Consider the following 23,221-nt stretch of genomic DNA (forward strand, 5'->3'; position numbering starts at 1 on the left):
CGGGGCGCCTAGCGGATCCGGCCGCAGGCCGCGGCGAGGAGCGTGGACAGGTCGAAGGAATCCGCGCGCAGCAGCACCGGCTTACCGGCGTCCAGCGCGGTGAGTTGAAGATCCACGTCCGCGTTCTCCTCGAGCAGGGCGATCGGGCAGTGCGTCACCGGAACGACGAAACCCCCGGACAGTGTGCCGCCGGGTGCGAGCGCCCCGCTCACGCTCCCGACCGGGTCCGGTCCTCCCAGCTTAGCCCCCTGAGACAGTGCTGCCGAGGGCGCGTAGCGCAAGGTCAAGGTGTACTGCAGCGGAGTGTCGGCGAGCGAACGAGCCGTCAGCGCGAGCGTGAACGTGTGGTGCGCCGGGTCGGCGGACTGGGGGAAGCTCGCGGACACCACCGCCTCGCCCTGCCGCAGGCAGATCTGGTCGCGCACGGACTCGCCGCCGGCGTTCAGCCCGATCGGCGTGGTGCCGACCCGGCTGTTCGCGAGCCTGGCCCGGACCAGCAGCGTCGTCACCGGCGGCGACGGCGATGTGGTCGCGGGCGTCTGACGGCAGTCCACCCACACGGTGCCGACCAGCCGGGCGATCTGACCGGGGCTCAGCCGCCCGGAGCCGCCGGGGGACAGGCTGCCCGCGGTCACGCCCGGGCCGCGCAGCACGTCGCCCGGCAGCAGGGTGACCGCGTCAGGGCCCAGATTGACCAGGTCGACCTCGGCGGTCGCGCTCGGCTCCGCGCTCCAGCTGCCGACGGGGCCGAGTGACGCGGCGTCGGGCAGGCTCACCGGGTCGCCGATCGTCTCCTGACGCAGGATCAGCGCGGCTGCGGCCCGATCGGCGGCCAGGTCCCGCCGATACGCGCCGACCCCCGCGAGGGCCGTCGCGCCCACACACAGCCCGAGCACGAGGACGAACGCGGCCGGCCGCCGCCACCGCTCGCCCGAGTACGCGCCTATCCACGCGTCGAATCGGATGCCGAACGGTCCCCGAGGCCCGTCCGCGCGTGACTCGAGGAACTCGGCTTCCTCCTGCGGCTCGTCCATCGCGCCGCCCTCAGTCGGGCAGTCCGCACGCCGCGGCCACCAGGGAGCTGAGGTCCACGGTGTACTGGCGGGTCGAGGCGAAGCTGGCGTCCACCGAGAGCTGCGTGAACAGCTCCACCTTCCAACCCTGATCCGGTATCGGCCCCGTCGCCGGGCAGCGGGCGACGTGCACGGTGTAGGACGCCGTCAGCCGCCGGCCCGGGGCGAGCTGAGCCGTGTCGCTCTCGTCGCCGCTGTAGATCGGCGCGTCGAGCACGATGCCGGGCAGCGAGGGCGAGACGTCACTGCCCATGAAGGTCCCGGCCGGGTAGACGTTGTAGTACTCCTGCCCGGAGCCCAAGGTCAGCGGAACGTCGGCCTGCGAGGTGACGGACATGCTCAGGGTGAAGGTGTGCGCCCGGGCGTCCGTGCTCGCGGCCGGGGTCCACGCGGCCATCTTCGGCGCCTCGGCCTGGCAGGCCTGTTCGGCCAGCGTGCCCTCGGTCGCGGAGTGGCTGAGCTCCAGCGAGGTCAGGCCCACCGAGCCGCTCGCCGTGCGCGCCCGGACGGTGAGGGTGAGCAGCGCGTTCGGGTCGTCCTCGTTGCACTGCGCCACGGCCACGCCCTCGAGCCGGCCGGTCTGGCCCGGCTGCAGCGTCGCGGTGCCCACCGGGTCGAGCCGGGCCACGCCGTCGATCTGGCTCAGGCTCGCCAGCGTGTCGCCGGGCAGCAGCGTCACCGGGTCGGGGCCGCGGTTGACCAGCGTGATCTGCACGTCGGTGTCCGGCCGCCAGGTCCACGAGGTCCCGACGCCGAGGACCGCGATCGTGGGCAGGCTCACCCCGGCCGCGCCGGCCGGCTGGGTCAGCACCAGCGCGCTCGCGGCCAGCTCGAGCGCCTGGTCGTGCCGGTAGACCCGGTCGGCCGTGCCCACCCCCGCCGCCAGCAGCGCGGCCAGCGTCAGCAGCGAGACCGCGGCCCGGTGCCGGGTCGTCAGGGTCAGCCGCGACGGCGCCGCTCCGAGCGGATCCTCCTCCAGCCAGTCGACCTCCTCGCCCTCGTCGGGCTCGAGGAACTCGACCGGCTCCGTCCCGGACAACCCACCCACCTCCACGCCGGATTCGATCAGGTCACTGACATTGTGCCCGACGGCGGGCGCGATGACACGGAGCCCGGGCGGGCCTCAGCCCTCGCCGAGCGCGAGGCAGATGCGGTCGCGCACCGAGCCGCCGGCCGAGCCGAGGGAGACCGTGCCCACGCCCAGCCCGCCGCCGGACGTACGTGCGCTGATCATCAGGCTGGTCTCGGCCACCGCGTCGCGCTCCGGCCGGCCGGCGGCGCAGTCGGCGGTCACGAACCCGCGCAGCACGGTGGACTGACCCGGCGCGAGCACGAGCGCCGAGCTCCCGCCGAGGCTCGAACCGCTCAGGCCCACCCCGAGCAGGACCGCGCCCGGCAGCAGCGTGACCGGACCCGGGCTGCGGTTGACCAGCGCGACCGCGACCGCGGCACGGGGCTCGCCAGGCTGCTGCGTCGCCGAGCCCGTGCCCGTCGCGTACCGCGCACCCTTCACGCCCTCGACGAGGCCGGGCAGGCTCACCCCGCCGTGCGCCGGGGCCGCCAGGACCAGGGTGTCGGTCGAGGCCTCGGCCACCGTCTGGGCCGTCAGATCCCGGTGGTAGACACGGTTCGCGCCGAGTGCCGTGGCCGCGAGCACCGCGCCGACCAGCAGCAGCGAGGCCAGGCGGTTGCGCGTGGTCGGCGCGGGCAGGGCGGAACCCCGGGAGGCGAGTTCGGCCTCGTCCTCGAGCCACTCGACCCCATCGACCTCGTACTCGTCGGACTCGGGCCGCTCCTCGAGGCACAGCAGGTCCTCGGGTTCCTCGGCCGCGCCCGTTTCACGCCTGCTCATCGCTCACCCACCCCTGGTATTCACCTCTTGGGTCGACCTCGGCGAGATCGTCGGGATGACGATAGGACTGGCGTGTACCGGAGTCCAGGGGGCGCTTTACCGGATCGTGTCCGGCGCGGGCCCAGGAAAATCGCGTGCAGGGGGTGACATGACCCAGTGCCCATGACAGGATGGTCACCGTACCTGAAGGGAAACCGTGGGTACTGGTGTGGGGAGCATCCAAACCGCGGATGCGCAAAGCAAACCGGGGGCTTTCCACAACACCGCAGGTCAAAAATCGTTTGCGAGTCTGCAGGACGAGGTTCTAGCCTCTGACTCGCAACCGCGGGACGGGTCGGTCCCGCGAAACAGCGTCGATTCCGGTTCGCCCCCGGAACCGGCCTAGTGAAGACAGGAGGCGAGAGAAATCAAATGCTGACGCGTAATCAGGTCACTGATGAGCAGGCCGCGATCCTCGCCGCCTGCCCGCGCCCGCGCGCCTTCGCGCCCTCGGCTCTCGTCATGGCACCCGTCTCATTCCGGTCGGTCGCTGCCGCCCCGTCCGTCGCCGCCGTTCCGGCCGGCTTCGGTTCCGTGGCCGCAGTGCGTCCGGTGGCGAGCGAGCGTCTGGCGGGCGGCAAGGGCGGATGGCACCGGCAGATGACCGGATTCGGACTCGGAATCGCCACCGCCGCCCAGGCCGGCATCGGAGCCCCCACCCGCACCATCGAGCAGGACCCGCAGGACCAGTACTACCTGACCAGCCGTCGGGAAACCCGTACCTGGAGACCACCGCACTGACACCACGTCAGCGCAGTAGCCCTCCAGGCCGCGGAACCCGATAACCGGGATCCGCGGCCTCATTCGTTCCCCGGCACATGCCGGAGATCGGGCAAGGCGCGGGCCAACGACACGACAAGGACACCGACACCGTGATGATCGAGCGCCCCGACCAGGAGCAGACCGAGCGCACGACCAGCCCCGCCGTAGTCCCGAGCCCTCAGAAGGAGCCAGCGATGCAGCTGACCGTCTTCGAACCCACCTCCGCCCTCGACGACCTGCCCTGCCGCAGCGTCGAGCCCGAGCTCTTCTTCGCCGAGTCCCCGGCCGACGTCGAGCTCGCCAAGGCGGTTTGTACCGACTGCCCCGTCCGCGACGCATGCCTCCAGGGCGCCCTCGAGCGCAAGGAGCCGTGGGGCGTGTGGGGCGGTGAACTGTTCGTCCAGGGCGTGATCGTCGCCCGCAAGCGGCCGCGCGGCCGTCCGCGCAAGGTCGACGTCGCCGTCGTGGCCTGAGCCACACCCGACGCATCCTCCCCCGTCCCTACTTCGAGATACAGGAAACCGAGAGACCGATGTCCCAGACGCTGATCCTTCCGAATCGCGGCGCCCGCGCCGAACGCCGAGACCTCATCGAACCCACCGCAGGGAGCTCCCTCACCATGCACTACCAGCCGCACTACGCGAACATCGCCAAGGACATGCACCAAGAGCGGTTACGACAAGCGGAGGCTCAACGCCTCAGGCGCGCGGCGCTGCGCGCGCGCCGTTCGCTGGCCGGCCGCCTGCTCGGCTAGTCGGGCGTGATCCGGCGCGGCCTGACGCCGCGCCGGGTCCCGGCGAGTACGTGAACTTCGAGCACCAACACCCCCTGCCCGGTCCCGGGCCTGGAGCGCACGCTCCGGATCCGGGCCGGGCAGGCCGGGTTTTCAGGACTCTTCGAAGCCGGGCAGGCAGGGGCCGAGCACCTCGCGCACGGCGAAGGTGGAGCCGAGCTGGCACAGGATGCCGAGCGCGCCCAGGCTCACCCGGTGGATGAGCATGTAGGCCGGCGGCAGGTTGAACCGGCGGCCCACCGAGGCGGCCGGATTGCCCCGGTTGGACAGGTGCGCGCCCTGGTCGCGCAGCCAGGCCCGGCTGTAGGTGAAGGTCTCCTCGCGCAGCGGGTCGAGCAGCGGGGCGAGGTAGTCCAGCGCCTCCTGCGGCTCCATCCGCACGCCCGGGCGCACGAAGCCCTCGGCGGCCAGGATCTCGGCCACCTTCTCCGCGTCGTCCTGCAGCGCGAACCGCACGGCGGTCCCGATGGCCGGCGGCATTCCGTCCGGCAGCCGGTTGACCGCGCCGAAGTCGAGCACGCCGAGGCGCCACGGCCCCTGCTCGCCGGCCGCGTTCTGGTCCGCGGCCGGGGACGGGGGCAGCAGCCGGAAGTTGCCCGGGTGCGGGTCGCCGTGCAGCAGTCCGACCCGCTCGGGACCGGAGTAGAGGAAGCCGAGCAGCAGCTGTCCGGCCCGGTTGCGCTGGTCCGCGCCGCCCTCGGCGATGATCTTGGAAAGCGGCGTGCCCTCGAGCCACTCGGTCACCAGCACGGTGCCCTGCTGGGCCACCACGTCGGGGATGACGATGTCCGGGTCCTTGGCGTAGCCCTCGGCGTAGCGGCGCTGGTTTTCCGCCTCGGCCGCGTAGTCGAGCTCCTCGGCCACCCGCTCCTTCAGCTCGGTGATCAGCGGCTTGATGTCCACGCCGGGCACCAGCACGGTGAACAGCCGGGAGATGCGGCCGAGCTGGTTGAGGTCGCTCACCAGCGCCTTGCCCGCGCCCGGGTACTGCACCTTGACCGCCACGTCGCGCCCGTCCGCCCACACGGCCCGGTGCACCTGGCCGATCGAGGCGGCCGCGGCCGGGGCGTCGGAGAAGGAGATGAACAGCTCGCGCCAGTCCGCGCCGAAGGACTCGGCCATCACCTTGTGCACGGTCGAGGCGGGCAGCGACGGGGCGCTCTCCTGCAGCTTGGTCAGCGCGCCGCGGTACGGCCCGGCCAGTTCCTCCGGCAGCGCGGCCTCGAACACGGACAGCGCCTGGCCGACCTTCATGGCCCCGCCCTTGAGCTCCCCGAGGACGCGGAAGAGCTGTTCGGCGGTGCGCTGCTGTACCTCGTTGGCGACGGCCGCGGCCGGGGCGCCGACCACTCGCTTACCCAGACCCAGCGTGGCGCGTCCGGCCAGCCCTATCGGCAGCGTCGCCAGCTTGGCGGTGCGAGCGACGGCATTGCGCGGCAAATCACTCATACGGCCTATTCAAGCAGGTCGATGCCGACAAGGACGCCAGGGGAGGCTCCGCAACGGCAGTTTCGGTGTGCCGCGACGGGGATGCGCCGGGCGGTCGGATCGCCGGCGCTGAAGCGCAGCACCGAGCCGAGCACCCCCGGATCGGGCCCGTCCAGGAAGGCCAGCGCGTGCAGTACTCCGTATGCCGCGGCGAGCAGGGCCAACGCGGCGTCACGGGGCGGGACGTGCCCGTTCGGCGGCGGGCCGGGCGGCTGCGCGAAGGCCCGCGCGGCGTCCGGCTCCGACTCGGCCAGCTGCTCCTCGGCGCAGCGCGCGCACGGCGTGCGGCCGGGCAGGACCAGCGGACCGACCATCGCCTCGTCTTCACCCATTCGGATCAACAGGTAGGGGATGGACTGTCCGGCCAGTTCCTCGATCAGCTCGGCCGGGTCCTGTTCGGCCGGTGCGATCACGGCCAGATCCGGCGGACGGTGGTGGTGCGAGGGCGCCGTGCGCACCGAGGGGGTGAAGGCGAGGATCGCGCGCCCGACCGCGTCCTGGCGCCGCTGGCCCACTTCCGCCGGGGCCAGCGCGCCGGGCGCGGTGTCCGCGGGCTCGACCGGGGCCGGGTCCACCGGCCGCACCACCCCGATCCCGGCCGCGGCCAGCTGCCGGGCCACCTGCGCGCCGACCAGCCCGAGTCCGTGCACGGCCACCTGCCGCTGCACCCGCCGCTCCAGCGCGCGGGCCCCGCCGCCCGGCAGCGGATGGCGCAGGCCGAGCGCCGCGACCAGCGGCCCGAGCCTGCCGCGCTCGGCCACGCCCATCCGGGCCAGCTCCGGCGTGCTCAGGGCCGCGTCGTCGAGCACCCCGTCCAGCGCGAACCGGTCGATCAGCGCGAGCGCCCGGTCGCGGGCGAGTCCGAGCCGCTCCCCGTAGCCCAGCAGCGCCTCGAGGTCGCGGGTGCCGTCACACGCCTCGAGCAGCCGGCGCAGCGGGGGTTCGAGCCGGTAGACCCGCTCCCGTCCTGAGCCAAGGCCCAGGCGCAGCCGCCCCGGATCGAGCCAGACCCGGGTGACGCCGGGCTTCAGGACCGGTCGCACCGGGGCTCAGACGCGGACGCGGGCGGGCAGGTCGACCGGGTCGAAGCCCGGGTGACCGGCCCGCCCGCGCCGAGAAAGCTGGTGCGCGAACTGCGGCATCCGACGGATCAGGCCTTGCCCAGGATCCGGTTGACCTTGGTGCCGCAGGTCGGGCAGGTGCCCTGAGCCATGCGCCGGCCCGACTCGCTGACCTTGACCTCGCCGGTGAAGTGCCGCTTCTCCTTGCACTTCACGCAGTACGCCTCACCCGTGTATGTCTCGGCCATGGTGGCCCTCCTGTGCTTCTCGCAGTTGGTGCGCCCGCTCCCCGCTCGGGGCCCGGACGAGAGTCACCATACGCGAGAGCGGAGCCTCATCCCGCATCGCGGACGTGCGGAAGCGGGCTCTCCCGCGCGTCTTGGCACGTTCGGGTGAGTTGTACGACCGCTCGGTCAGCGGAGGGCGGGTGTGCGCAAGAGCGCAGGCGGGAAGGGGTGGCGGGGGTAGACCGCGCGGGCACGTGGGAACCCGTGTGACGGGGGTGGCCGCATTGGCGGGCGAGTGTGGGCGAGTGTGGCGAAACCCACCGGAAAGCGCGATCCGCGCGCGCCGCGGGGAAAGGCACTGCCGCGTCCCGCGGGGAAATGCACTGCGGGGCCCCCAGGCGCACGTCTCGACCCGTCGGTGATCGCCCACCGCGGCGGCCGAGCTGTTTTCCGAGAGCCCCGCATTCAGCTGACGACGGTACGGCCGAGGCCCCGGCGGAGTCAATTGCGCCAGCCGAACGGCTGTGGATAACCCTGGGGATAACCTTGGGACAATCCCCCCAAGTATGTGGATCCTCCGGGCATTTCATGTGGATGCAGCGGTGGATAACCTCGTTGTGGCCGTTGTCACCTTGTGAAAGAAGAAAATCTTCGAAATCCCCCGTCCGGTGGAGTCCGGCCGCACAAGTTTTCGTAAGTCTTTGGCTCAGGCGGTGCCCCAAATCCGCTCCGAACCGCTACGTTGGGTTGCATGCCTGCCGAGTCGAACCCTGCCCGTCGCGGCGTGGATGACGCGGACGCGGTGGAGGTGCGCCGTTCCGCGCGCCGCCGCCGCACGGTGTCCGCGTACCGGCAGGGAGACCGGACCGTGGTGCTCATCCCGGCGCAGATGTCCGCGCGGGAAGAGGAGCGCTGGGTGCGGGCCATGCTCGACCGGCTCGCCTCCCGGGAGCGGCGCACCAAGCCGGGCGAGGCCGAACTCGCCCGCCGCGCCGCCGACCTGTCCGCGCGCTACCTCGGCGGCAGGGCCGTGCCGACCTCCGTGCGCTGGGTGACCAACCAGGGCGCGCGCTGGGGCTCGTGCACACCGGTGGACGCCTCGATCCGGCTCTCCGACCGGCTGCGCGGCATGCCCGACTACGTCATCGACTACGTGCTGCTGCACGAGCTCGCGCACCTGATCGAGCCCAACCACGGCGCCGGCTTCTGGGCCCTGCTGCGCGGCTTCCCCAAGCTCGAGCGCGCCCGCGGCTACCTCGACGGCTACGCCGCGGCCGCCGGCGCCACCCGCCGCGAGCCCGGCGCGCACCAGGACCCAGGTCCCGGCCCGTCCCCGGACGGCGACGAGTGCGGCGACCTCGGCGGCCTGGGCGAACTGACCGACCTGTCCCACCTCGAGCCGTCCGACTTCACCTCGATCAGCGAGGACGCGGAGCGCGGCCCGCTGCTGTAAGAGCGCTGCGGCTGCTGTGACGGCGGCCCGCCCTGCTCAACCGACCTGTCCCAGCTCCCATGTCAAGCCGTCCGACTTCACCTCGGTCGGCGAGGACGCGGAGCGCGGCCCGCTGCTGTAAGGGCGCTGCGGCTGCTGTGACGGCGGCCCGCCCTGCTCAACCGACCTGTCCCAGTTCTCACCTCGAGCCGTCCGACTTCACCTCGATCAGCGAGGACGCGGAGCGCGGCCCGCTGCTGTAAGGGCGCTGCAACTGCTGTGACGGCGGCCTGCCCTGTTCAACCAGTGCTCACCCCGCGCCGAGGCAGATGAAGGCGGGGGCGCCGGCCTTGGCCTGGGCGGCCTGGGCGTCGGCGAGGGCCTGGGCCGGGCGCAGGCCGCGGCCGAGGGCGGCGTGCACGTCGAGCATCAGGGTTCTGGTGTGCTCGTCGGCGACCGGGGCCACCGAGGCGATCAGCGTCTTGCAGCCCTGCGCCAGCAGTGCGCTGGCCACGCCCATCAGCTCGTCACCCGGCTTGATACCGGACAGCGCCGCGTCGCACGCGCTCAGGATCAGCACGCGCGGCGCCCGGCGCAGCGATTCGAGGTCGTACACGGTCAGCGGGCCGTCGGCGAGCTCGAGGTTGGAGAAGAGCGGGTTGTCCCGGCGGAAGCGGCCGTGCGCGGCCAGGTGGGCGAGGCGCGCGCCGTCCCAGGACTCGGCCACCGCCTCGGCTCCGGCCCATGCGCCCTGCAGCGCGGTCGCCTCCGGGTAGAGGCCGGCCAGCGTGCCGATCTCGGCCTGCGCGTGGGGCAGACCGGGGCCGTGGGCGAGCGCGACGTGGCCGGGGCGCTCGGGCACCTCCTCGGCGGACAGCCAGCTGCGCGCGGACGGAGCCACCGTCAGGACCCTGCTGTCCAGCGAGGGCAGCGCGGCCCAGGCCAGCGCGTGCAGCGAGCCGGTCGGCACCAGCACGAGCTCGTGCCCTGAGATGTCCCGGCCGAGGCCGCCGAGCAGCACGTGGTCGAGCCGGGTCCTGGCGTGGTCGTAGACGTCCATGGCCCCGCGCAGCAGCGCCGGCGAGCCGTGCTTCGAGGCGATCCGGACCATGGCGAACCTGAGCTGGTCCAGCTCGGTCAGCACCGCCTGGTACGAACCGATCCGGGTACGGGTGCACCGGCCGTCCGCGAGCACCACGGCGTGCAGGTCGTCCTCCAGCCGGACGTACTCCACCAGCGCCCGGCCGCCGAGCCGGTCGGCCAACTTGCGCAGGTCGAGCGGCGACTCCGGGGCCTCGTGCGTGCCCGGGGCGTGCCGGGCCAGGTCCTTGATCTCCTGCTCGAGCCGGCCCCGCTCCCGTTGCAGGGGCCTGATGTCCTTGCCGTCCAGGCCCTCCTCGCTCACCTGGCTGGTGACCGTGCGCAGCCGGCCGAGCAGCTCGGCCAGCCGGCCGGACTGGCGGGGACGGACCGGGGCGCGGCGCATCGACGCGGCCCGCCACTGCTCGGTGCGGATCAGCAGGCTGCGGGCGGAACCGCCGTCCACGCTCAGCCGCAGGCCCGCGGTGGCCAGGTCGGTGCCCAGCGAGGCCGCGCCCGCGCGCAGGTCGGTGGCGCCGAGCGTGTTCGCGTACTGAGCCAGCACGTTCAGGCCCCTGGTCATCGCGCGCCCGGCGCCGGAACGGTCCCCGCGCAGCAGCAGCCGCGCGCCCTCCGCCTCCCAAGCCAGGATCCTGACGTTCGAAAGGCCGCCGAACCGCTCCGCCGCGATCTGCGCGTACAGCCGCTCCGCCTGCGCCCGCCGGCCCAGCGCCGCGGCCGTGTGCGCCGCCTGCAGCCTGGCCCGCTGCGGGGTGATCAGCCAGCCGGCCCGCTCCAGCCGGGCGACGCAGTGGGTCAGGTCCCGCAGCAGTTCGGGGGTGCGCTCGCCCTCGGAGAACCGGGCCGCGAGCTCCATCTGCCAGGCCAGCGTGGCCCAGGCGTGCCGGCGCTGCCGGGTGAACGCCTCGCGGGCCGCGGCGGAAAGCTCGGATGCGCGAGCCGACTCGCCCGCGGCCAACGCGGCCCGCGCGCCCACCAGACGCGACTCCGCGGCGTCGTAGGCGCGGCCGGTGGATTCGTGCCCGGTGATGGCCCGCTCCGCGTTCTCCAGGGCCTCGCTGGCCAGCCCGGCCGCGAGCAGCACCTCCGCGCGGTCGGCCAGCGCGCTGTCGAGCCGGCGCCCGAGCGCCTCGGCCTGGGTCAGGGCCCTGGCTATCTGTTCCAGCGCCTCCGGGATCCGGCCGACGTGCATCAGGGCGAAGCCGAGATTCTGCTGCAGGCTGCACAGGATGACGTCGAGCCCGCCCTCCTGGGCCAGGGCGACGCCGCGGCGCAGGTCCTCGATCGCCTCGTCCGGCCGTCCCCGGTAGGCCAGCAGGGTGCCGCGCAGGTTGCGCAGCAACACCTCCCAGCGCACGTCCCCGTGCCGGCGCAGGACCGGTTCGGCCGCGCCGAAACAGGTCAGCGCCTCGGTCGGGCGGCCGATGCGGTGCAGGACGAGTCCGTGGTTCACGCGCAGGCGGGCCAGATCCAGCTCGTCGCGCGGTCCGAGCAGCGCGGCCTCCGCCAGCACCGCCTCGCGCAGGGCGGCCTGGGTCCGGCCGAGTTGGGACAGCACGGGCACGTGCGAGGTGCGGGCCTGGGCGACGCGCACCGGCAGGCGCAGCCGTCCCGCCAGCGCGGCCGACTGCCGCAGCTGTTCGCTCGCGCGCTGCGGATCGGAGAACCGCAGGCTCAGGCCCACCACCCGCAGCGCCACCACCTCCGCCTCGTCCCCGACGCCGGGCGCGAGCAGGGCCTCGGCGCGGGTGCGCGCGAGCATCACATCGGTGTGGACGAGATCGAGGAGCGATTCGGCCTCGGAAAGCCGCATCGCGCCGTCGGCAGGGGGAGCGGCCGCGGCGGACTTCGTCATTGAGTCAGCTTCTCAGATGGCGCCCCATTCAGTCACGACGCAGGTGCCGTCTGGCAGCTCACATCGCAGCCGGGCTAGTCCGGCGGGCAGCTGGGCCAGCGAGAAGCGGCCGAGCGCGTCCACGGCGGCCGAGGTGCGCACACCGTTCGCGCTCTCCAGCCACAGCTCCTGCGGGCCGGCCGGGACCACCTGGCCGACGAGCTTGCGTCCGTGCGCCAGCTCCGTCGCCTCCACCACGAAGGTGAGGTGTTCGGCCTCGAAGGTGAGCAGGCGCTGGTCCCCGGCAGCCCTGGTCGGCTGTCCCACCAGCGGATTCTCCTCGAGCAGGCGCGCGAGTTCGGCCTCGAAGTCGCGCCACAGGAACGCGTCCCTGGCGGCCTCGAGCACCCCCTCGGGCACCGGGTCGTCGTGGTCGTACAAGTCGTTCAACGCGGCGAGCAGGCGTACGTCGTCGTACTCCTCGTCGGCGTATCCGTGACCGGGCATCTCCTCGTCCCCCTCAAGCTTCCCCGTCGTTGCACGGGTTCAGGACATCTGGGCTCGCAACTTCTCCAGGCACCGGGCCCGTGTCGGCCCGATGGAGCCGATGGGCAGGCCCACCGCGGCCGACAGCTGGGCGTAACTCGCCCCGCTGTCCGCCGCCAGCACCCGCAGCAGGTTGCGGCAGCGTTCCGGCAGTTGGGCCATCGCGACGCGAAGCTGCCGGTACTCGTCGTCGACCAGGAGCCGTTCCTCGGGGCCGTCCGCGCCCTCGTCGGACCGTTCCTCGTTCTCCTCGGCCGGGATCTCCCGATTGCGTCGGTGCAGCAGGCGTATCGCCTCACGGCGAGTGGTGGTCGCCAGCCACGAGCCGAGCCGATCGGGTTCGGTGATCGAATCCAGGTTCTCCACGAGCCGCAGCCAGGCGGTCTGGCTGAGGTCCGCGGTGTCGGCGGGTGAGAGCTGGAAGCCGCGGGCCACCGACCACACCAGTCGACCGTAGCGTGCCACGAGCGAGTTCCAGGCAGTCTGGTCCCCGCGGGCGGCGGCGGCCAGCAGCTGCGCGTTGCCGGGTTGCGCGTTACCGGTCTGCGCGCTCTCCGGGCTGAATGACGGCATGTCTCACGCTCCCACGCGTCCGATCGCGTATCGGACGCGTGGGAAACACTAGCGAGATCACGCCTCGGCGTCATACCGACCGTTACCCGATCTCCACCCCGAGTTCGGGGTCGGCGCTCCGGTCCGCCGTGTTCAGCAACAGCTCGGCCGCCTCACGTGCACTGATGTCCTTCTCGTTGGCCAGCCTGGCGATCGCGCCGGCCACCTGGGGGGCGGCGAACGAGGTGCCGCTCCAGGTCGCGTATCCGGGTTCGATGTCACCCGAGCCGTTGCGGGTCGGGAACGGGCCGGCCACGTCCACCGCGGGCGCGTGGGCGTCGACCCACCAGCCGTGGTCGGAGAACGAGGCGCGCGCGCCGACCGCGACACAGTCCTTGAGCGCCGCGGGCCAGAACGGGCGGTCGGTGCCGTTGTTGCCGGCCGCGGTCACGAAGACCGTCTGCACGCCGAACCGGCGCAGCGCCTCGGCGACGACGGGGGAGGGGTGGTCGGCGTGGGCGTAGCCGCCGAGCGAGAGGTTGACGATGTCGACCCGCGCCCCGGTGGCCTTCTCCCGCTTGTGCACCCGGTGCAGGCCGTGCAGCAGGCCGAGCTCGTCGCAGACCCCGATATCGTCGAGGACGCGTTCGATCCACAGCCGCGCGTTCGGGGCCTTGTGCAGCAGCACGCCGGCCACGAAGGTGCCGTGGCCGGACTGCGCGTCGAGTTCGTAGTCGCAGCCCTCGGCGACCGGGTCGAGCTGCTCGGGCGTCACCTCGGGCCACCACTCGGTTCCGGTGAACCAGGGGTGCGGGGTGATGCCGGTGTCCAGCACCGCGACGGTGACCACGCGGCCCTCGCCGGTCGATACCGGCGCCGGGACCGAGGCGTGCGGGGCCGGGCTGTTGTAGGGGCCGCCCTCGTACTCGGGCTCGCCGCGCAGAATGTGGTTGGGGGTGGCGCTCAGATTGTGCCGTTCGCGCAGCTGGGCGGCGAATTCGGGCACGTTGACCCGCGACTCCGGGCGTAACCGGATCCGGTGCACCCCGATCTCGCCGAAGGCCTCGACGCGCTCGATGAACGCGGAGCCCGCCTGCCCGGCCGCTTCGGCCTGGTCGGCGGGAACCAGCAACTGGTCCCGGCGGTGCATGGCACCGTCGGCGTACACGAGATCTGGGTGACGGGCGATCAGCCGGTCCATCCGGGCCTTGTGGTTCGAGCGCACAACTTCCTCCCTAGGTCACGCCGGTACTAACACAGCCGTCTGTGGCACCGCGTCGGGCGAATCCCGCCCGGAGCGCAGGCCGTACCCCCGTGACGTCCTGATGTCCGGACGGGATCGCGCTTCCGGCAGACGCCGTCCGACCGCCCGGCGGCCGCAGGTCTCCCCCCACACGGCCACCGGGCGGGTACGGTGTCTCCCCCACCACGGACCCCCACCGGGCTCCCTCCCCAGGAACCTCCCGGTCTTTCCGGGTCTTTCCCCTCCAGGTCGACCGGATCGGGCTCTCCCCTTCCCGATCCGGTCATCCATAAGAGCATCGGGACGGGCCCCCTGATACATCGCGGGGAAAGTTTTTTTCGGCCCGAATTTTCGTCCCGGTATGTCCGGCTTCCCGGGGGGTGCGGGCCGGAAATTCACCGGGCGGTCGTCTGTTGTCAGACTCGAGGGTGTATGAATAAGGTAAGGCTTTCCTAAGATAACTCGCCATGCCCCCGCGCATTGAAGGACAGGAGTGATCCACCGCCCATGTGGAACACCGTGTTTCCCAGTTTCCTGATCGGCCTGCGCGAGGGCCTCGAGGGCGGACTGGTCGTCTCCATCCTGATCGCCACTCTAGTTCGGGCCGGAGCCAAGGACCGCGTCGGGGCCGTGTGGGCCGGTGTGGCCGCGGCGCTGGCGCTGAGCCTGTCCTTCGCCGCGGTGCTCACCTTCACCTCGGCCAGCCTCCCGGCCGGCGGCCAGGACGCCTTCGGCGGGGTGCTCTCGCTGCTCGCGGTGTGCTTCGTGACCACCATGGTGTTCTGGATGCGGCGCAACGCGCGGGCCATGTCCGGGGACCTCAAGGCCCGGGTGACCGAGGCGCTCGCGCGCGGCGGGCGGGTGCTGGTGCTCACGGCGTTCCTCGCGGTGGGCCGGGAGGGCCTGGAGACCTCGCTGTTCCTGTGGACCACGGCCAAGTCCGCCGGCACGGCCAAGGGCCCGGCGCTCGGCGCCTCGCTCGGCATCGTGCTCGCGGTGCTGCTGTGCTGGGGCCTGTACCGCCGGGTCCTGAAGATCAACCTGACCAAGTTCTTCACCGCCACCGGCATGGTGCTGATCGTGATCGCGGCCGGCGTGTTCGCCTACGGCCTCGGGGACCTGCAGGAGGGCAACCTCGTGCCGGGCTACGCCGCCCACGCGGTGAACCTGCACGGCATCGACGCCGGCTCCTGGTACGCCACCCTGATCGCCGGCACGCTCAACCTCACTCCGGTGATGACCTGGCTCCAGGTGAGCGGCTACGTGCTCTACCTTGTGCCCACCATGACGCTGTTCGTGATCGGGGTGCGCCGCGCCGCGGCGCCGGCGTCCGCCGCGCCCGGCCAGGACCGCCACGCCGCCGAGGAGGCCGCGGTGGCCGCCCGGCTGGCCCGCAAGGCCGAGGCCGCCTCCCAGGCCGCGTCGCCGAGCCGGCGGATGCCGCGTTGGGCCGTGTACACCTCCGTCGTGACCGTGCCCGTGGTGGCCGCCGTGGGCGCCATCTCGGTGATGGGCACCTCGAACTCCGCCTCCGCCACCGACATCGCCATCACCGAGAAGGCCTGCGGCACCGGCTGGTCCAGCCCCGCCAGCGGCTCGCAGAGCTTCGTGGTCAGGAACAACGGCGCCAACACCGCCGAGGTGTACCTGATCAACCCGACCAGCAACGCCGTCTACGGCGAGGACCCGGACGTCACCCCCGGCTCCACCGAGACGATGAACGTGAGCCTCGGCACCGGCGCGTACGTCTTCCGCTGCTCCTTCGTGGACGGCACCGTGCTCAACTCGACGACGTATCACGTCAGCGGCGCGGGCCCGGCGGCGGCGGGCGTGGCCCCGGTCACCGAGCAGGACATGGAGACCCCGGTCTACCAGTACCGCGGCTACATCCAGGACAGCCTGCCGACGCTGCTGGCCGCCGCCGAGCGCCTCGACGCCGACCTCAAGGCCGGGAACCTGGCCCAGGCCAGGACGGACTGGCTGCCGGCGCACCTGGACTACGAGCGCCTCGGCGCCGCCTACGGCACCTTCGACGACTTCGACGCGGAGATCAACGGCTCGGCCAGCGGCCTGGCCCAGGGGACCGCGACCAAGGACTGGACCGGCTTCTTCCGGATCGAGTACGGCCTGTGGCACGGGCAGTCCGCCACGGTGCTCGGCCCGCTCGGCGACACCCTCGTCACCGACATCAAGGGTCTGATCAAGGCCTTCCCGGGCCAGACCACCCCGGCCAACGACCTGCCGCTGCGCACCCACGAGATCCTGGAGAACGCGCTGCAGTTCCAGCTCACCGGGATCCAGGACTACGGCAGCGGCACCACCCTGGCCACGCTCTACGCCAACACCCAGGGCACCCAGCAGGTCCTGTCGACCATCAGCGACCTGATCCAGTCCCGCGACCCCTCGCTGCTGAGCGCGATCGACGCGGGCCTGGCCACGGTGCAGCAGGACCTCACCGCCCTGCACGCCGGACCGTGCACCGGCACCTGCGCCGTGCCGGACTCCCTCGCCTCGCTGACCACCGCGCAGCGGCAGAAGGTCGACGCCGACCTCGGCCAGCTGCTCGAAAGCCTCTCCGTCGTGCCCGATCTGCTGGAAGAACGGACCGCCGCCTGATGGACCACCAGCCGGATTCCCACTCCGAGCCCGCCCCCGAACCCGCGACCGAGAACACGGACACGCCAGTGACCACGAACGCCTCCGCCCCCGAGCCCGAGTCAGAGTCCGGGTCCGCCGCGCCCGAGTCCGCCGCCCCGGACGCGACGCCGGACGCGCCGGACGCCGCTGCGGCCGCCGGCAGCTGCCCCTACTCCGGCGCCGGGGTGGATCCCTCGGCGCTGCAGGCCGCGCTGCGCCGCCGCTCCTTCCTGCGCGGGGCCGCGGTGGGCGCCGCGGGCGTCGCCGTGGCGGGCGGCGCGGTGGCCGGGGCCACGGTCGCCTTCGCCGACGACGGGGACTCGGGCACCACCGGCTCCGGCCGCGTCCTCGCGTTCCACGGCGAGCACCAGGCCGGCATCCTGACCAAGCCGCAGAACTTCGCCACCTTCGTCTCCTTCAACGCCACCGCGCAGAACCGGGCCGACCTGGTCGAGCTGTTCCGGACGCTGACCACCCGGGCCCGCTTCCTGACCGCCGGCGGCACCCCGGCCGACCTGGGTCTGGCCCAGCCGCCCTCGGACAGCGACACGCTCGGCCCCGCGGTGCCCGCGGACGGCCTGACCATCACCGTCGGCGTCGGCTCCTCGCTCTTCGACGAGCGCTACGGCCTGGCCGGCAAGAAGCCGGTGCGGCTGACCCCGATGACGGTCTTCCCGAACGACGACATGGTCGGCTCCACCGAGCTGCACGGCGACATCTCGCTGCAGATCTGCGCCGACCATCAGGACACGGTGATGCACGCGCTGCGCGACATCGCCAAGCACACCCGCGGCGGGATGCAGGGGATGTGGAAGATCGACGGCTTCCAGTCCGTGCCGCGCCCCTCCGGCACCCAGCGCAACCAGCTCGGCTTCAAGGACGGCATCGCCAACCCGGACGTCACCGACGAGACCACGACCGACGCGCTGATCTGGGCGCACGGCGGCCTGCGCGGCGAGCAGTCCTGGGCCGACGGCGGCTCCTACCAGGTGATCCGGGTCATCCGGATGCTGGTGGAGTTCTGGGACCGGGTCTCGCTGAGCGAGCAGGAGCTGATGATCGGGCGCCGCCGCGACACCGGTGCGCCGCTGAGCGGCACGGCCGAGTTCGACACCCCCGAGTACGCGAACGACCCGATGGGCAACGTCATCCCGCTCGACGCGCACATCCGGCTGGCCAACCCGCGCACCAAGTCCAGCTACGACTCGCAGATCCTGCGCCGCGGCTACAACTACGAGCGCGGCTTCGACGTGAACGGGAACCTGAACGTGGGCCTGGCCTTCTGCTGCTACCAGCAGGACGTGCTGCGCCAGTTCGAGGCGGTGCAGACCCGGCTGATCGACGAGCCGCTGGTCGACTACATCTCGCCCACCGGCGGCGGCTACTTCTTCGCGCTGCCGGGCGTCAAGAACGCCGCGGACTACTACGGCTCTGGCATGTTCGCGTAGCGGCCGCGCCGAAAGCACTCGCCCCCCGCGCAGATCGGAGCGCGGGGGGCGAGCCTTTGAATCAGGGTAATGCGTTTACGCCGAGACTAGTCCTTGAGGACCGCGCCCGTCTTCGGGTCGAGCACCACGCGGTCGGCGTTGTGCTTGTTGAAGTCGAAGAACGAGTCCAGCGATCCGGCGTCGGCGGCCAGCGATCCGGTGATCGTGCCCGTCTTCCAGTTCTGCTCGATGAACGACAGGACCGAGGTCTGGTCGGTCACCGAGTGGTTGACGTAGTTGGACTTGGCGTAGGGCGAGATCACCAGCAGCGGGATGCGCGGGCCGTAGCCGCAGCGGTCCTGCTCGCCGGCCAGCGGCGTGCGCGCGCTCGAGCCGCACTGGCCGGTGCCGTCGAGCGCGTCCACGGCCGGGTCGGACGAGGAGTTCACGTTCGGCGGGGCCTGGTGGTCGTACCAGCCGTCGGAGTCGTCATAGGTGATGACGATCGCGGTGTCCTTCCAGTACGGCGAGGTCTCGATCGCGTTGATCTCGTTGACCAGGCCGGTCTGCTCGTCGGTCGGGTCCGAGTAGCCGGCGTGGCCGTCCTGGTACTCGGCCGCCTTCACGAAGGAGACCGACGGCAGGTTGCCGTCCTTGATCGACTGGTAGTAGTAGGACAGGTCGTACTGGTGGTTCGCGTGGCCGCTGTGGCCGACCTCGGCCTCGGAGGCCGGGGCGGTGTGGTGCACGTTGGCCGTCGAGGCGTAGTACTGGAACGGGTCGTGGTGCGCGCTGTAGTCGGCGACGGTCTCGCCGCCGATGTTGGTGTCCGTCGCGCCGCACACGGCCGGGGTGGTGGAGGTGGCGGCGGTGGTGGCACCGAAGCCGCCCTGGAACCAGCCCCAGCTGACGTTCTTCTGGTTGAGCAGGTCGCCGACGTTCTGGCCGGTCATCTCCAGCCGGTTGCCCACCTTCGAGCAGTCGTCGAAGTAGGGGTCCATGTCGGCGACGTCGGTGCCGAGTTCGCTGGAGTTCGGCGAGGCGACCACGGAGGAGTTGGCGACCGGGGTGCCGGCGGAGTTGACGACCTCACCGCCGTAGGTCTGACCCGACACCAGGTTGATCGCGCCCGGGGTGGACGGACCGTAGGTGGTGTCGTAGTTGTCGTCGCTCATCGAGTAGTTCTGCGCGTAGTTCCACAGCGCGGTGACCGTGTTGCCGTCGTAGTAGTCCATGACCAGGCCGGGCACGCCCTGGTCCGGCGACGCGCAGGTGGCCACACCGGTGTACTGCGGGAACTTGTCGGCCAGACCGTAGTCGTAGGCCTGCTGCTCCGGGGTGTCCGAGTGGTCCTGGTCGCAGGTGAGCGCCTGGGAGGAGCTCAGCCGGGTCGGGTTGGAGCCGTTCGGGTTGTCGGTCAGCAGCGAGGTCGTCAGGCCATTGACGCTCGGTGTGTTCGCCTTGGCCTTGAAGGTGGTGCCGTCCGTGTTCGCCGCGACCGGGTAGGTGCCGAAGTAGTGGTCGAACGAGACGTTCTCGTCGAAGATGACCACCACGTGCTTGATCGGGGTGGCGGTGCCGCCGGTCGCGCCGGTGAGCACCACGCTGCCGCCTGACTGCGGGGCGATCGTGCCCGGGTTCTGACTGCCGAAGCTCGGCTGCGCGACCGCGAGCGACAGGCCGAGTGCGCCCGCCGCAGCGGCGGCGGTGATCGCCGTGCGCCGCATGGTCTTGGGGTGGATCACGGGTGTTTACCCCTCCGTATGTCTCGAGTGGGCATTCGGAAATCGAAGCCTACGGATCCGTAGCCTCGTACCGGCGCAGGACACAGCGGGGAGTCCGAGACGGCTCTCAGGTGGCTCTCAGGTGAATTTCACGTGTACTGACACGGCTCGGAACGCGATGCGCGGGAAAAGAGGTGGTTACGGGGAGCGCGCGGGTGCGGCGCGCCCCCGTACGTCATAGCGACGGATGTGACACCGCGTCAACCACTGCGGCATCTGCGGCATCAGGGCACGGACAAGCCCGACGGGACCTCGGGCCCACGCCGGTGCGGCCGGTGCGCGGTCAGTCGGCCTTGCGCCGGCGGGTGCCGAAGACGATCTCGTCCCAGCTCGGCACGGTGGCACGGCGGCCGGGGGAGACCCCGTCGTTCACGGCCTGCTGGTCGGTGTCCCCGCGCAGCCGCTCCTTGTGCGGACCGACCGGGCCGAACAGCGCGTCCGAGTAGGCCGAGCCGGCCCCGGAGGCGGCGGTGCCCGCGGCCGGACGGGCGGCCGGCTGGGCCGGGGCCTGCGCGGCCGGAGCCTCGCGCTCGCGGTCGCGCTCGAGGTCCAGGTCGGTGCCCGCGGCCGCGGCGGCGGCCGGGCGGGCGGCGGTGTGCGGGCGCATCGGCAGCGGCGTCACAGAACCCTGACCGGCCGCGGGACGGCCGTGCCAGGACTGCAGCGAGGTCACCTGCGCGGAGCGGGTGCCGCCGGTGGCCGCGGCCGAGGAGCGCGCGGCGAAGGGGAAGGCGCTGTCCGGCGCGGCGTCGCTGGAGAGCAGCCGGGCCTCGTCGTCCACCGGGTGCACCAGGCGCCGCGGCGGGTCGAAGCTCCAGGTCGCCTCGTAGGGCAGGCCGCCGATCCGGAAGGACATCCGGACCGTCCAGACGCTGTCGTCCTTGCGCCACGAATCCCATTGCACCGAGTCGATATCCGGGTCGCGCAGGGAAAGCCGCTCACGCACCACGTCGCCGAGCTTGGGGCCGTGCGTCTCGCCGGAGCGGCGCACCTGCGTGTTCTGCGCCCGCTCGGCCATGAAGGCGCGCTCGGCGAGCACCGGTCCCTCGAACCGACGCACCCGTTCGAGTGGGATGCCGGCCGCGTCCGCGACCTGCTCCGCGGTCTGGCCCGCGCGGATGCGGGCCTGGATGTCGCGCGGGCGCAGCTGCGCGTCCAGCTCTATCTCGATCTGGCCCAGGCGCGCCCGATCCCCGCGCACCGCGGCGCGCAGGCGGTCGTCGATCGCGAGGAAGAACTCCTGGCCGTCGGGAGCACGCAGCACCAGACGATCACCGTCGCCGGTGACCGCCATCACTCGCAGTTCGGTCATGGGACCTCCTGTGTGGTGCCCCTGGCGGGCTTGGCCGAGCGCGCTCCTGTACTGAGTGTGACGTCGTCGCGCGGCCTGAGGGAAGAGACCACGCCCGTTCGGCGCAACGCCGTGACACGAGCGCTACCCGATCGGGCGACGTGGCCCGCGGATCGGCTGCGCGCGCAGCTGTTGCCCTTCGCCATTTGTACCTATCCCCCAGGCGGATCCGGAAACCTTTTCCGGCAGCGCCCGGTCGGGCGCTGGGTTCCACGGTATCAGTGCGCGTCGTCCTCGCGGAGGCCCAACACCGTACATCCCGGAGCGAAGTCAACACCAGTGAGCCGGTCAACGCACAACGGATAAATTGGTGTTGGGGTGAGTCGAGTTGGGATCATTGAGGTATGCGTCCCGCCCTCGCCCCGCATCTGCCGATCGTCTTCGACCTGCTCGGCGTACTCACCGCGTCCTCGGCCGGCGCGTTGACCGGTGTGCGTAAGAACCTTGATCTCGTGGGCGTGGTGGTGCTGGCCGCGGTGACCGGACTCGGCGGCGGGGTTATCCGGGACCTGATGATCGGCGCCGTTCCGGTGGCCATGCTCACGGACTGGCGCTACCTCACCGCGGCCGCGCTCGCCGCCGGCCTGGTGCTGCTCGGCCAGCATCCGCGCGTGCTCGGCCGGGATCTGCGGGTGTTCGAGTCACTGCGCGGGCGGGTGCCGCTGGGCACGGCCTATCTGGTGGCGGACTCGGCCACCCTCGGCTGCTTCGCCGTCTCCGGCACGGCCAAGGCGCTGGACTACGGCCTCGCCCTGGTGCCGGCGGCGCTGATGGGCGTGGTCACCGCGGTCGGCGGCGGCGTCGTGCGCGACGTGCTGGTCAACGAGGTGCCCACGGTGCTGCGGCGCGAGCTGTACGCCGTGCCCGCACTGGTCGGCTCACTGGTCGTGGCCGCGACCGACCGCTACGACCCGGCCGCCACGCCCATCGCGTTCCTGGCCGCCGCGCTCACGATGGGGCTGCGGATGGTCTCGGTGCGCCGGGACTGGCACGCCCGGCTGCCCCAGGCCTGACATTCGTTTCGCGATAGCCGGGGTGAAAGCCCGGCAATGCGATCCGGCGCACGGCCCGGGCATATTCGAGCCCTGTTGTGCGCCGGATCCCGCCGGAACGTTTGCGATCTTTTCCGAGATCCGTTCAGATCCGGCTCGGGTCGCGTTCCAGAGCACGTTCCAGAGTGCGTTGCAGACTCCGTTCAGAACAGCAGGTCGAGCTTCTCCGCGTCTCCGCCGGCCCGGTCGAACTGCGCGAGTCCGGGTTCGACGTACTCGGCTCCGCGCGGGCCGTGGATGTGGATTCCGGTGAACACCGCCACATCCGCGGGCACCTCGTCCTCGCGCAGCAGCTCGATCACGGCCGAGGTGTCCTGGTCGATCAGGTTCCGCGCGACCCGGGTGATGGTGAGGATGTCGGCGTTGCCGTCGGGCACCCGCGGGGCGATCCGGTCGCGCAGCCGCGACTGCTCCGGGTCGTACGGGTCCAGGTACGGGTAGTCCGAGGTGTGCACGTCGTCGCCGCGCAGTTCGTCGGCCAGGGCGAGCAGCGCGCCGCAGGTGTGCGACTTGCCGGGCACCCCGGGGCGTTGCACCCGGCCGAGTTCGCCGTCCTCGTCCACGCCGATGTGCGCGAGGCCGAAGACCAGGAAGGTGCGCCGGCCCTCGACCAGCGGGGCGTGCCCGCGGGCCGCGATGACCCCCGTACGGCCCAATGTGAACAACCCGGCGAGACCGGCCATGTTGAACGCCCCGCCCCAGGCCCGCTGCAGCTCCGCGGTCAGCGCGAAGGCGAGTTCGTCCCGGCAGGTCGCGATCATCGGCAGCGCTCCGCCGCGATGCACGCCGACCCTGGCCAGCGCGCGCTGCGAGCCGCTGACGAACTGGTTGGTGGGCAGAGCGTCCGGAAAGTGGGTGGACAGGCTCTCGGTGAAGGTCACGGCCGCGGCCTCCTGCTCTCGTGAAATCGGCGACACCTCGGTCCGCACTATGCCGTATGGCCGGGCGCGGTCCTCTGGCCGGGGGT

Annotated in this window: 20 protein-coding genes; 7 read left to right on the forward strand and 13 right to left on the reverse strand. The window is 72.1% G+C overall.

From position 1 onward, the window contains the following. Nucleotides 1–8: 8 nt before the first annotated feature. The 3 genes from KDL01_RS07925 to KDL01_RS07935 all read right to left on the reverse strand — a co-directional run bounded on the left by KDL01_RS07925 (nt 9) and on the right by KDL01_RS07935 (nt 2,925). Complete coding sequence (locus KDL01_RS07925) at nt 9–1,034, reverse strand: hypothetical protein (protein ID WP_212527710.1); 1,026 nt, start codon at nt 1,032–1,034, stop codon at nt 9–11. Between the two features lie 10 nt (nt 1,035–1,044). Continuing rightward, nucleotides 1,045–2,112, reverse strand: a complete 1,068-nt coding sequence (locus KDL01_RS07930; protein ID WP_212527711.1) for a hypothetical protein — start codon at nt 2,110–2,112, stop codon at nt 1,045–1,047. Between the two features lie 84 nt (nt 2,113–2,196). Beyond that, a complete protein-coding gene (locus tag KDL01_RS07935; RefSeq protein WP_212527712.1) occupies nt 2,197–2,925 on the reverse strand; it encodes a hypothetical protein in 729 nt (242 codons plus the stop codon). A gap of 411 nt (nt 2,926–3,336) precedes the next feature. On the opposite strand from KDL01_RS07935, the gene KDL01_RS07940 reads away from it, so the two are divergent. The 3 genes from KDL01_RS07940 (at nt 3,337) to KDL01_RS07950 (ending at nt 4,480) form a co-directional block, all read left to right on the forward strand. Then, nucleotides 3,337–3,705 carry a hypothetical protein gene (locus KDL01_RS07940; protein ID WP_212527713.1) on the forward strand — a complete coding sequence of 123 codons (369 nt, stop codon included), beginning with the start codon at nt 3,337–3,339 and terminating at the stop codon, nt 3,703–3,705. Between the two features lie 134 nt (nt 3,706–3,839). Then, nucleotides 3,840–4,199, forward strand: a complete 360-nt coding sequence (locus KDL01_RS07945; RefSeq protein WP_438801951.1) for a WhiB family transcriptional regulator — start codon at nt 3,840–3,842, stop codon at nt 4,197–4,199. A gap of 59 nt (nt 4,200–4,258) precedes the next feature. Then, nucleotides 4,259–4,480, forward strand: coding sequence for a hypothetical protein (locus KDL01_RS07950; RefSeq protein WP_212527714.1), 222 nt, complete (start codon nt 4,259–4,261; stop codon nt 4,478–4,480). 132 nt (nt 4,481–4,612) lie between these two features. Here KDL01_RS07950 and KDL01_RS07955 read toward each other — a convergent pair whose 3' ends face one another. From KDL01_RS07955 to KDL01_RS07965, 3 genes are all read right to left on the reverse strand, one after another. Further along, nucleotides 4,613–5,968: an ABC1 kinase family protein gene (locus tag KDL01_RS07955; RefSeq protein WP_212527715.1), complete on the reverse strand. Its 1,356-nt coding sequence runs from the start codon at nt 5,966–5,968 to the stop codon at nt 4,613–4,615. 5 nt (nt 5,969–5,973) lie between these two features. After that, nucleotides 5,974–7,050, reverse strand: coding sequence for a TOMM precursor leader peptide-binding protein (locus KDL01_RS07960; protein ID WP_212527716.1), 1,077 nt, complete (start codon nt 7,048–7,050; stop codon nt 5,974–5,976). A 107-nt stretch (nt 7,051–7,157) separates the two neighbouring features. Next, complete coding sequence (locus tag KDL01_RS07965; RefSeq protein WP_169739932.1) at nt 7,158–7,316, reverse strand: DUF5679 domain-containing protein; 159 nt, start codon at nt 7,314–7,316, stop codon at nt 7,158–7,160. 730 nt (nt 7,317–8,046) lie between these two features. Between KDL01_RS07965 and KDL01_RS07970 the strand changes: the two genes are divergently transcribed. Next, a complete protein-coding gene (locus tag KDL01_RS07970; protein WP_212527717.1) occupies nt 8,047–8,748 on the forward strand; it encodes a M48 metallopeptidase family protein in 702 nt (233 codons plus the stop codon). Nucleotides 8,749–9,037: 289 nt separating this feature from the next. Here KDL01_RS07970 and KDL01_RS07975 read toward each other — a convergent pair whose 3' ends face one another. The 4 genes from KDL01_RS07975 to KDL01_RS07990 form a co-directional block, all read right to left on the reverse strand. Further along, nucleotides 9,038–11,683, reverse strand: a complete 2,646-nt coding sequence (locus KDL01_RS07975) for a CHAT domain-containing protein (RefSeq protein WP_212527718.1) — start codon at nt 11,681–11,683, stop codon at nt 9,038–9,040. 12 nt (nt 11,684–11,695) lie between these two features. Further along, nucleotides 11,696–12,169, reverse strand: a complete 474-nt coding sequence (locus KDL01_RS07980) for a hypothetical protein (protein ID WP_212527719.1) — start codon at nt 12,167–12,169, stop codon at nt 11,696–11,698. Between the two features lie 39 nt (nt 12,170–12,208). Then, nucleotides 12,209–12,781, reverse strand: coding sequence for an RNA polymerase sigma factor (locus KDL01_RS07985; RefSeq protein ID WP_212527720.1), 573 nt, complete (start codon nt 12,779–12,781; stop codon nt 12,209–12,211). An 82-nt stretch (nt 12,782–12,863) separates the two neighbouring features. Beyond that, on the reverse strand, nt 12,864–13,985 hold the full coding sequence (locus KDL01_RS07990) for a S8 family peptidase (RefSeq protein ID WP_212527721.1): 1,122 nt from the start codon (nt 13,983–13,985) through the stop codon (nt 12,864–12,866). A 525-nt stretch (nt 13,986–14,510) separates the two neighbouring features. Here KDL01_RS07990 and efeU point away from each other — a divergent pair. Together efeU and efeB are read left to right on the forward strand one after the other, a co-directional pair. Next, entirely contained in the window at nt 14,511–16,619 is a 2,109-nt protein-coding gene (gene efeU / locus KDL01_RS07995; protein WP_212527722.1) for an iron uptake transporter permease EfeU, read from the forward strand. 206 nt (nt 16,620–16,825) lie between these two features. Further along, nucleotides 16,826–18,088, forward strand: coding sequence for an iron uptake transporter deferrochelatase/peroxidase subunit (efeB, locus tag KDL01_RS08000; protein WP_438801952.1), 1,263 nt, complete (start codon nt 16,826–16,828; stop codon nt 18,086–18,088). Between the two features lie 86 nt (nt 18,089–18,174). On the opposite strand, the gene KDL01_RS08005 is transcribed toward efeB, so the two are convergent. After that, nucleotides 18,175–19,812: a phospholipase C gene (locus tag KDL01_RS08005; RefSeq protein WP_307846168.1), complete on the reverse strand. Its 1,638-nt coding sequence runs from the start codon at nt 19,810–19,812 to the stop codon at nt 18,175–18,177. A gap of 322 nt (nt 19,813–20,134) precedes the next feature. After that, entirely contained in the window at nt 20,135–21,163 is a 1,029-nt protein-coding gene (gene sepH, locus KDL01_RS08010; protein WP_212527724.1) for a septation protein SepH, read from the reverse strand. Between the two features lie 383 nt (nt 21,164–21,546). Here sepH and KDL01_RS08015 point away from each other — a divergent pair, with 383 nt between their 5' ends. Beyond that, entirely contained in the window at nt 21,547–22,215 is a 669-nt protein-coding gene (locus tag KDL01_RS08015; protein WP_212527725.1) for a trimeric intracellular cation channel family protein, read from the forward strand. Nucleotides 22,216–22,397: 182 nt separating this feature from the next. Here the strand turns inward: KDL01_RS08015 and KDL01_RS08020 are convergent, their stop codons facing one another. Continuing rightward, on the reverse strand, nt 22,398–23,135 hold the full coding sequence (locus tag KDL01_RS08020) for an LCIB family protein (protein WP_212527726.1): 738 nt from the start codon (nt 23,133–23,135) through the stop codon (nt 22,398–22,400). Nucleotides 23,136–23,221 lie beyond the last annotated feature (86 nt).

Source organism: Actinospica durhamensis (genome assembly GCF_018139695.1).
Taxonomy (GTDB): Bacteria; Actinomycetota; Actinomycetes; order Streptomycetales; family Catenulisporaceae; genus Actinospica; species Actinospica durhamensis.